Here is a 12,066-nt window from a genome sequence, read left to right as displayed (position 1 = left end):
ATATATAATTATATTTTAAATAAAATATTAAAATCTGGATTATCATTTCTTAATGGGTTATATTATTGTTGTTGTTAACTTTTACTGTAATCTCCTCTAAATAAAATCTTTTAATTTAAAATCTTTTAATTTAAACTCCTCTAATTTTATAAGTATTCCAGTTAAAGATCTAAGGTTCTTTACGTTTTGCTCATTAATTTTTAAAGAAGTATAAGGGTTTTCTTGAGCCGATATAGCTGAACACTATAGATTATACTTACTTTCTTCAATTTTACTAGAGTAGTTAACGTAAAATTAAATTCCATTAGCGAAAAGAAGTAACATAGTACAGCAGCGTTTTATTAATTAGAAGGCATTAGCGTAAGCTAGAAGGCATCAGCGTAAGCTAATAATTCATTGAAAATATAATTTAAACAAGTAATTTTAATACGAATTTTGGAAGCTCTTCTTTTATCTTTTCTCAATTATTCTCAAAATAGAAGTATAATATATAGAAGTATAATGTATAGCAGTATAATGTATTTTTTTAATTTTTTTTAATAAAGGAACCAAAGATGTGTGGCATTATAGGAGCTATCGCTCAACGTCATGTGGCGAATATTTTATTAGAAGGTCTGAATCGTTTGGAATACCGTGGCTATGATTCAGCCGGAATTGCCATTCTTCATCCAAAAACGAAAAAAATTCAACGAGTTCGCGTCACAGGTAAAGTTAAAGCGCTCGCAGAAAAATTAGAAAAAAAGCCTTTACAGGGTTATACGGGCATTGCTCATACTCGCTGGGCAACTCATGGAAAACCAACAGAAAAAAATGCACATCCCCACTGTTCAGAGAATGATATTTCTATTGTTCACAATGGAATCATTGAAAATCATAAATCACTTCGACAAAAACTCACACAATCAGGCTATGTGTTTGAGACAGAAACCGATACCGAAGTAATTGCACATTTGATTCATTATCACAGTAAAAAAAAACAGGAATTATTACCAGCCATCCAACAAGCTATTCAAGCATTAAGAGGAGCCTATGCATTAGCTATTATTTCCACTATAAAACCTGAAGCATTATACGTCGTTCGCTACGGGAGCCCTCTTGTTATTGGATTAGGAAGTGGAGAGAATTTTATTACTTCAGACGTTAATGCTTTGCTTCCCGTAACTCAGCAATTTATTTATTTAGAAGAAGGAGATATCGCTAAAATTGGAATTGATACTATTTCCATCTACGATCAAGCTGGACAATTAATTGAACGAGCTTTCTATACTTCAAACATTGATTACGATACGGTCACAAAAGGAAAATTTCGTCATTTTATGCAAAAAGAAATTTTTGAGCAGCCCCAAGGGGTGCTTGATACCATTTCTGGGTATTTAATGAATAACACAGTAACTGCACAGAGTCTCGGAGATAAAGCAGAATCTATTTTTAGAAAAATAAAACGCCTTCAAATTGTTGCTTGCGGTACAAGTTTTCATGCTGCTTTAGTGGGTCGCTATTGGTTGGAAGGCTTAGCTGGTATTGCCTGCCACGTAGAGATTGCCAGCGAAAATCGATATCGTAAAGTTGTAGTGGAACCTAATACTTTATTCATCGTAATCTCCCAATCGGGAGAAACAGCTGATACATTAGCAGCTTTACGCCAAGCAAAAAAATTAGGATATCTAGCAACATTAGGGATTTGTAATGTCCCAACTAGTTCAGTAGCCCGTGAAGCTGATCTAGTTTTTCTTACTCGCGCTGGAATTGAAATTGGTGTGGCTGCCACTAAAACATTTACCACCCAATTAGTTTCCTTATTATTATTGGTAGCTTTCCTCCACCAAAGAAATAACGGAAATAACAAAATAATTATTAATCATTTACGAAATTTACCATCTTTTTTGAAAAAAACCTTAAATTTAAATGCTGCTATCAAGGAATTATCAAAACGTTTCGTAGATAAACAACACGCTCTATTTCTGGGACGTGGTGCACTTTTTCCAATTGCCTTAGAAGGCGCTTTAAAATTAAAAGAAATTTCGTATATGCACGCAGAAGCTTATCCTGCAGGTGAATTAAAACATGGTCCTTTAGCTTTAGTCGAAAAAAATATGCCAGTAATTGTCGTTGCACCTAATGATCATTTAATTGAAAAATTAGAATCCAATATTGAAGAGGTTCAAGCGAGAGGAGGTGAGTTATATATTTTTATGGATGAACATATTCCCTGGGAATCTAAAATAGGTAATAGCTCGACTATTCGAATGCCTACTATGCCTGATATTATCGCTCCGATTGCTTATACTATACCTCTACAATTATTAGCCTATTATGTAGCTATCTTCAAGGGAACAGATGTCGATCAACCGCGTAATTTAGCAAAATCTGTCACAGTAGAATAATATTGAAATTTTTTCTTCCTCGACCAGAGAGAGCATATATTATTTAAACTACATGACTACTGATCCACCCACAAGGCTCAAAATATTTTCAAATATATTGTGTTAAAGATCATATTATTTTGTATTAATGGTAAAGAGGGAGGATATCTCTAAAAAACCTAAAGTCTATCATTCCTTTTCCAAGAAAAACTGGGATGATTCAGAGAAAATCATATCTTAGGTTAACTTTTAGATCACCGTATTCCCAAAAATTAGCTGTATTTTTATGAACAACGATCAAAAAGTATCTCATCCCAGAAAACTAGGTTTTGTTAAGATGTTGACATCAACATCAATTATAAAAAAATTATACGATCTAATGCAGGTAAAATTTCAGTTTTGTAAATTCTTTGAGAACAAGAAGTCACTTATTATAAATAATCTAAATTTAATTTACCCAAAATAGAACTATGTAAGACATTACACAGACATTTCAATAATTTTATTTTTTTTAAGCATATCTAAATGTATGGTAAAAATTTTCCTACTATTCCTTTGTGGTTTCAAAATATAGCCCCCCTTCACTATCAATCCTTAAAGCATTAAGTTTTATAAGGCTCTCTCTAATTAGAGAAAAGTACCCTTTGAAATTATTTGGTAATTTATCTGAAAATCTTTTAATAAAAAGTTTATTCTAAACTATCCGTAATATAATTACTCCAGGATAGAGTTTAATCACCATAAGTTAAGTTATTTTCCAAAAATGAATTTCCACTATAAAAATTATATTGGCGAAAGTAATGACAATGGCATTGTTTAGATAACATAACAAACTGCACAAATAAAATTTATTACTTCCCAGGAGTGCTAAGCATCACTGACAGAATTTAATCGATCTCAAAACAAACTTTCGGAATATTAATTTAAATATAAAACATTTTCAAAAAAACAGCACATCCTCATTTCTTCGCCTAAAAAAATTTTGTTTTTTTAAATGATTTTAATATTTATTGATCAACCTACTGTGAATAGTAGGTAAAAAATTTTACTGATTTAAAGCAAAAAAGTCACCCAATTGTTTCCAAGAAATTACCTCAATATTTTTATCTAATTGATAGGACGTTTGAATAGGAGCAATGAAATATTTTGTAGGATCTCGGGAGATTTATCAAAAAATTTTTGATCCCTCTTGATTAATATAGAGATGGATATAGAAAGATATCAATAATTGTTATACATTCAAACTTAAATAAGTTTGTTTTGAGTTTTGAAAATTAAATTAATCTCAACACCACCCAAAGTCCAATAATCATAAAGAAATAAAGATTTGGCTTAAATTTTTCAATATATTCATATTGCACGCATAAATTACATTCATAAAAAGCCCTAATAAATTAGTGTGATGTAAAATGAAGATTGCTTTTTTGAAAGCACAGCATTATAACCCTACCGAATCAATATTCTATATTTCTATATATAGAAAACGTGTGCTCTGACGTTTAAAAAAGAGGGTAATTCGTATATCATCAATAATGATGCTAAAGTTAATAAATGTTTTTGAAGACATACTGGTTTATATACTTCATTCATAAGTCAACATAAATCAACATAAATTAAAAAGATAGATAAGAGGTATTACAGTAATGATATTTAATAAATTAACAGCTAATGCACTGTTAGTCGTAGTCGTAAGTCACCATCTTCCAAGTATTTTAAATCTCTATAATCAAAAATCTCTATCTCACTAGAAGCAACCCCTTTTCAGGATTTTTAGATGTGAGCTGATATTTACTGTTATTAAACTGAAATTTCACCAAGTGCATCCTCCAGAAATATTTGACTATTTATTTCCTATCTAAAAATATAGGTATTTGAATACCTAATCTACCAAAACTACGAAGTTTCTCAAACTCCCCTAGCCCTAGTTTTAAATCCGAAAGGTAAAAATACTGCTAATCTAATAGCACCGTTCTTTATCAAACTATGCTTTTATAGAATTAAAAAATATTTGAGATATTTTTTAGGCTACATCGATAATGAGCTAAATATGTGTGAATTAATAAATAATTTCGTTAAATGAGGAAAGTATTCTGGAAAGGGGGGTAGGCTCTAGCGACGAGGTATTCACCTCATAAAACTTAATTTTTTACTTAATTAAAAGTAAGATAGATAGGAAGCCCTTGGAAAGACGGAAGCACAAACCCTTCTTTCATTAAGAAGGTACTTTTTTATCTACATTATCGAGAGGATTCAATAAAACTCCTAATACAGGAAACATCTTAATGTATTATTAAAATAATATTTTTTATATGAAATTTTTGATGATTTATCTTATAAGCATCTGTATTATATAAATCTTGGTTGCTTATTGATTAATATTAGAGGCACTTTTAAACGAATACCAAGCTCATAAGTAATTTTCAACTAAGTAAAGTTTATTAGATCAATAAACACTTACGCTTAAGAAAAACTATTAAAAGTTTACGCACAACCCTCCCCTGCTAAAAAGGGAGAAATCATAAGACTATTTTAGATCATCACTCACTAAATAACCTACGACAAATAAATAGTTAAAAAGGAGCAAAGACAAAATAAAATATTATCGTTGCGGCCAGTGACACCCATTACCAATCCTTATTCGTTTTACCTGCTTGAATTAGCAAACAAGGTAAGAATCCCTGAACAGTCGACAGCAATGAAAACACTAACGAATATAATTAAGATTCTACAAATCAATAACCTTATAGCTTAACATGGCTAATTAAGCCTATCAATCAAGCAGTCAAAAAAACTGATACTTCTTATAACTACTTTGAATCAAAATTTTTTGATAAGGTAATCAACTCAATAACTACAACTGATACTAAGAGTTGATTCCCATATAAAGAGCTTTAACAAACCTCTTTAAAGAGAGAAGTATAAAATTTATAAACACTATAAAACAAATATCAAAAGCAATGAAAGAAAATAAATTATTTTAACCGTAGTAATAAATCGCCAGAAATACAACAATCAATAATTTTCGAATTTTTTAGTAAGTGAGCTGAAATAAAAAATATTTACCGTATACCGAAATCGAATACGCTCTTCCACTGTCTGTTTGAAGGTTTCTTTAAACCGCTACCATCATAACAATAGATTAAACAATAAAATTAAAATAAAGCGGTAGAATCGAACGTCTAAACTAAGTTATAAAATGACTATCTGACAAAACAGTCTCTAATTATTAGACTAATGATACAACTTAAAATGAATATATCAATTTAATTACACTGCATGTTTCTCAGAACTGTCATTGATAATGACAGTGTTCGTAATGGGCTATTGCTACTACTTACCCCCCTGCTATAAATTCACTAATCACTCGTCCTAAACTTTAAAAGACTTAAATTATGGATCATCAAATAACTATAAAAAAGATTGACCATACATAAACGAAAAATAATCTTATCAAAAAAATTAATAATGCTTTTTTAACCCCCCCTATCTATCGTCTCAAACAAATCTCCTAATCAATATACGATAAAAATACCACGGTCAACTACAGTCAACTGATAAAAAACAATCCGGATAGCTAACAAAGTCGCTACTGATCACAAAAATCAGAATACATATTGAGGATGATAGTATTGAAAATAGGAAACAGAAAACTCAAGCCCTTCCCCCGAAACAATAAAAAGCACTCAGAACAAACGAGTCTCATAAGAGACTCTATATTCCAAATAATTTTAAACTTTAAACAAATATTTAATTAATTAAAGATTAAGACAAAATACCTAATCAAAGTAAATTATTAATTTTTATAATCTCAAATTATGAATTACAAAAAAGCCGTTGTTTAACTTCTTAATTGTGTCAATTATTCAATCTTCTTACTTTAGAGTAAGAATTTAGTAAAAACATATATCTCTATCAATATTCAGGGTTATTCACTGTAGCAGCAAACGTACTACAGAATTGTGGACAATGTTTAACAAGATACTGAGCTGTGATCGATCATTACATGATCGTAGTTATAAGTACGACTTAATCGATTGTTATCTTTACTCTTAACAAAGACATCAAGCCTTTGAAATTCTTACAAAGTATTATCATCAAAATATTATCATAATAATTACTACCGCTTAGCTATTTAAGATATACTATTACTATAAAAATATAGTATATTATAAAAATAATAAAATATAGTTTTTTTATAAAAACTGTTTCCAAAACAAACCAATGATTAAATCTTACTCCCCTCCTCTCCTCAGAGATTATAATGAAGAAAAACAAACAACTCAATATGTTTAAGATTTAAAAATGTTCTTTATATAACACGTATAATATACTACAATAGTTTATTCAAGATAGTTTATTCAAGCAATAAAACCATATTTAAGATAGGTAATATAGCCCTAACTTGGATTAGTTTTTTAAACTGTTATTTTTTAAGCTGTTAAGTTAGTAACATTAAAATTTTTAATTGAATCTGGAGACTACGAAGATAGCCAGTATATTGACTATTCTCATAAATAATTAGCCAACTTATTTGGTATACCTGTTTTTCCCACTTAAAACCTCCTTCATAGAATTAAAGACCAGCTTTATTTATTAGTATAGTTATAATAAGCTTTAGCTTTAGGATTATATGAAAGCTTACGAATTTTATATCAACAGCAAGCTATACCAAACTATTACTATTAGTAGAATAGTTCACTAGCAAATTACTAACTTAGTATTGAAGGATCAATAGAATAAATCAAAGCAAGTATACCTTCTTGTAAAGTTGACACTTCGAGAAATCTATTTTTTAGTAAATTGTACAAAAAAACAACTATACTACGCAGATTTTTAATCAAAAGGATAAGTTTATCTTGCGTTAACATTGTTAAAACATATTAAGTTTCTATAATAGAAATATGTGGTCTTCTGATATAGCAGATATGTTTTTTATAGAAGAGCACACATATCAATTAATCAATTTTATCTGATTTTAATGTTTTTAACGACTGAGAAAGCTATGTAACTTCTATTTTCTGAATATATTGCTGACGCTTATCTTTCTTTTTTGGAAAAGTTTACTGACTGATTTATCCCCCCCAATAGAATATGCCCCCCCTAACAGAAATAGGCATCTAAAATTTTTGAGTATCATCAATTCTTTTATCCTCTTAAATATTAAGATCGCTGGCTAGAAGTAGCAGCCCAACAGAACTTTTTTCTTAGGAAAATTTTTATAGTCTTAGTCGCTTGAATATCCACTAAAATTCCAAGCAATATCCTTAAAACACTTTGTATTCACAATAAGCAGTAAATGCTTCTAAAAATATTTCATAAACAACCCTAAAATAGGCGCTATCCTCTTCAATAATTAAACACACTATTTTACCCTGAAATTGATAAATTATCTGACATTAATATTTTTTAAATGTGACACAAAAATTATTCAATACAGAATGCGAGCAATCATTATCCGTACAATTGATAATCATTTTAAAATCGTATACTGTTTTTTCTCAATTATCTTATGAAAGAATCATAAATAATTATTTATAATGAAAAATTAAATTTTTTAAAAAATATTTTTTAAATCGCTCTTTTATACTTGTTAAGATTAGTTAATTATACTCGTTAACATTAGTTAATATATTAACTATTAGGTGTAAAAATGAACTATCGTTGAAGGTTCGATATTTTCACTCAAACGTCATTAATAATGTCCGATGTCATCATATCTGTCGCTTCTAAATCTTATATCTAAAGATTATATACTAAATATTTTCTAATGACGTTAGAATCACTTATCACATTACTCTCCTGTATTCTACATACAGAATACAGACAATTCAAGAGCCGCTTTCTTACCCTTTTCAGATCCGCATCAATTAATAGTACATAATAAGATATAGGTTGAAAAAATCAATAGGAGTTTTTGTATTATAAAAAACCTTAATGTGCTTCATCCCAATTTCTGCCAACTCCAATATGAACCATTAGCGGCACCGAAAGGGAGGCAGCTTCTTCCATAATTTTTTTAATTTCTGGAACTACACGATCAAGATCTTTTTCAGCGACCTCAAAAACTAACTCGTCGTGCACTTGCATAATTAGATGGGCATCAAATCTATTATTATTGAGATAATTATTAACTTTGATCATAGCAATTTTAATAATATCCGCTGCTGTACCCTGCATAGGCGCATTAATTGCAGCACGCTCAGAAGCTTGACGACGTTGAAGATTAGCAGAATTAATCTCAGGAAGATAGACACGTCGCCCAAACAAGGTTTCCACATAACCTTGTTCAGCAGCAATAGTGCGAGTTTTATTAATATATTGATGAACTTTTGGATAGCGTTTGAAGTAAAGATCAATATACTCTTGTGCTAACTTCTGCTCAATACCTAATTGGCGCCCTAAACCAAAACTTGACATACCATACAACAATCCAAAATTAATTGCTTTAGCACGACGGCGTTGCTCCGATGTAACCTGTTCTAATGGCACTCCAAAAACTTCAGAGGCAGTGGAACTATGAATATCCCATTTTTTTTCGAATGCCTGGATTAACCCAGGGTCTTGTGAAATATCAGCAATAATACGTAATTCCACTTGTGAATAATCTGCCGACACGATACGAGCACACAAGGGTGCAATAAAAGCACGTCTGATTTTCCGACCTTCATCAGTACGAATGGGAATATTTTGTAAATTAGGGTTATTTGCAGATAAACGGCCTGTTGAAGTAACAGTCTGATGGTACGTCGTGTGCACTCGACCGGTTAATGAATTCACTTGTTTAGGTAAACGATTGGTATAAGTAGATTTTAATTTACTAAGACTTCGATACTTCAGAATAATTTTTGGCAAGTGATAATAAATTGCTAAATCTTGTAACACATTTTCTGCGGTTGAAAGCTGACGACCTTCAGGATTTTTTTTTAATATAGGTAGTTTTAATTCTTCATACAAAACCTTTTGTAATTGTTTAGGTGAATTGAGATTAAATTCTCGGCCTGCTAATTGATAAGCTTCTTGTTCGAGCTGATTAATGCGCTGTTTCAATTCATCACTTTGTGAGCACAACATTTTAGCATCAATTAATACGCCATACATTTCCATTTGCATTAAAATAGGCATGAGTGGCATTTCAATGCAGTCAAAAATGTTCTTTAATTTTTTTTCTTTTTCGAGTACTGGCATTAATTTATGATGCAATTGTAAAGTTACATCCGCATTTTCAGCTGCATAACCCACTACTTTATGAGTAGGAACTAAATTAACAGTAATTTTTTTAGTTCTTTTCCTACTAACTTCTTTAAATTTAAGTGTTGAACGTCCCAGATAGCGAAAAGCTAAAGTATCCAAATCATGTCGACTATTGCTGCTATTTAAAATATAAGCTTCCAGTTGTGTATCATACATTTTTGCTTTGATGCTTAATCCTTCTTGCTTTAGTACTTGACTGTCATATTTTAAATTCTCCCCAATAATAATTTTTTTTGAATCACCAAAAATAGGCTTTAATTGTTGTAAAACCCAACTTTTTTCAAGTTGAATTGGGGCGTTAGAATAATTATATCCCAAAGGAACATAAATAGCTTCATTAGGTTTAATTGCAAATGAAACTCCGACTATACTCGCTGTTAAAACAGAAGAATTAGTAGTCTCTATATCAAAAGCAAATGCTTCAGCGTTTATTAATTTCTTTAACCATTTTTCAAAAGTTTTTTTGTCAGAAATAGTAATATAATTAATAGTAGTAGGAGATTGAATCATTTCTTGTGATAAAATTTCTGAGAGCCAAGATTGAAATTCATAGATAGTAAATAATTCAATTAATTTTTCGCAGTTTCTTGCTCCTAATTTTAAATCCCTTGGTTTTTCTTCCAAGGGTAAATCGGAAAGTACTGTAACCAATTGACGTATTAATGGTAATTTATGTAAATGAGCACGAAAATTTTTACCTATTTCACCTTTTAGCTCGTGAGCCTTTTTTTGAATATTTTCAAGTGATCCATATTTATTTAACCATTTAGCAGCAGTTTTAGGACCCACTTTGGGAATACCAGGAATATTGTCTGTGTTATCGCCAATTAAACTTAAATAATCAATAATTTTTTCAGGAGGAACACCAAATTTTTGCACCACACTAGCAGGATTTAAAAGACAATCTGTCATCGTATTCACTAAAGTAACATGATCATTGACGATTTGTGCTAAATCTTTATCACCCGTAGAAATTAAAACCGATAATCCCTCTTCTTTAGCTTTCTTAGCTAAAGAAGCAATAACATCATCAGCTTCATAACCGGGTTTAATGATTAGCGGAAACCCAAGCGCTTTAATAATTTCAAACAATGGTTTAATTTGCTGAGAAAGTTCATCAGGCATTTTTTTCCGATTTGCTTTATAATCGCTGTATAGCTTATTACGAAATGTTTTTCCTTGAGGATCAAATATGACGGCAATATACCTGGGTTGATATTCTGTCATTAATTTTCGAAGCATATTGATGACTCCATACATCCCCCCCGTCGGATGCCCCTTGGTAGTAATTAATCGTGGTAATGCATAGTAGGCTCGAAAGAGATAAGAGGAACCATCCACTAGGATGAATAGTTTAGTAGTCTTATTGATCATAAGACTACAATCATAATTATCTTCCCCAAAAAGGCAAGTTTCTTTAAAAGAGAAGAACAGCTTTTATTAATGAGAAAAGAATATCTTAAATATAGAAGAAAACAAGTACTTTATACAGGATCAATAAAACATACCTAAAATAAGGTAGTCTAATCTCCTTTAAAATTACTTCATAATTTATTAATGTTATTCTGATAAAATGAGTTTTTGACAAAAAATTAAAGTTTTAACTCATGATTTGTAATAATATAAGAATTATTATTGAGATTAAAGTAGGAACTACTATTAATTACAGTTAAAGCTTTTAATAAATCTGATTCTGAAGATTTGGTTAAATAAGCTAGATCGACCTACCTCGTAGCAATAAAAAGTACATAAAAGTAAAGTTTAATTTTATCAAAATTACCCGATCTGCAATCTTATACATTGATGGCTCAACAAAAAAAATCTTTTTAAATTTATCTAGGTTATTTCCCTATACCCACCTAATTTTTAATTTTTATTAAAAAATAACTGACAACGCGGAGATTCGACCCAATATCCAAATAAGGTATTGATTAATATAACTAATCTTAAGAGGGTATTGAGTATTATGAGGTAGCTCTGTTAGAAACAGGCTAAGATACTACGGATAAAATGAAGATTAAAGATGTGAGATCAAGAGCAGGGTTATCAAAAAGATATTGAAGTTACTACAAGCTTTATTTAAGAAAGTCGTTGGTAGAGAGTCATTATCTATCAGCGAAAAATTATTTAATGTATCTCCTCAGAAGGAAAAGCCAATAAAAAAGCTATCCCCCCAAAACCGATAACCTATTTTTAGGTAGGTTGCTGCTTTATCCGGTTTTTTAAATACTCACCCCAGAATCATTTAGGTATTCACTTTAAAAAAACTGCCGCTTGATGTAAAAATCTATTAAGAGTCGTATATGTTTTTTTAAAAAAATTATTAATGTAATTTTTATACTTTTAAATGCAAGCAATACTCGGAAACAAATGATTTAGAAGGGAGCACGGAACGCAAACTTTTTCAGAAAGTAGTAGAGAAATTAGTGATGATAAAAGGCTATATAATTTT

The 12,066-nt window shown here is 30.3% G+C and carries 2 protein-coding genes; one reads left to right on the top strand and one right to left on the bottom strand.

All coding sequences use genetic code 11. The features are described from left to right. The first annotated feature begins 554 nt into the window (after positions 1 to 554). Positions 555 to 2,384, top strand: a complete 1,830-nt coding sequence (gene glmS / locus CLERM_RS02945; RefSeq protein ID WP_102157106.1) for a glutamine--fructose-6-phosphate transaminase (isomerizing) — start codon at positions 555 to 557, stop codon at positions 2,382 to 2,384. A 5,910-nt stretch (positions 2,385 to 8,294) separates the two neighbouring features. Here glmS and polA read toward each other — a convergent pair. After that, on the bottom strand, positions 8,295 to 10,988 hold the full coding sequence (gene polA / locus CLERM_RS02940; RefSeq protein WP_102157105.1) for a DNA polymerase I: 2,694 nt from the start codon (positions 10,986 to 10,988) through the stop codon (positions 8,295 to 8,297). Positions 10,989 to 12,066: the final 1,078 nt, after the last annotated feature.

It is taken from the genome of Coxiella-like endosymbiont, from assembly GCF_002871095.1.
Lineage (GTDB): Bacteria > Pseudomonadota > Gammaproteobacteria > Coxiellales > Coxiellaceae > Coxiella.
This window is presented reverse-complemented; position numbering and strand designations above follow the sequence as displayed.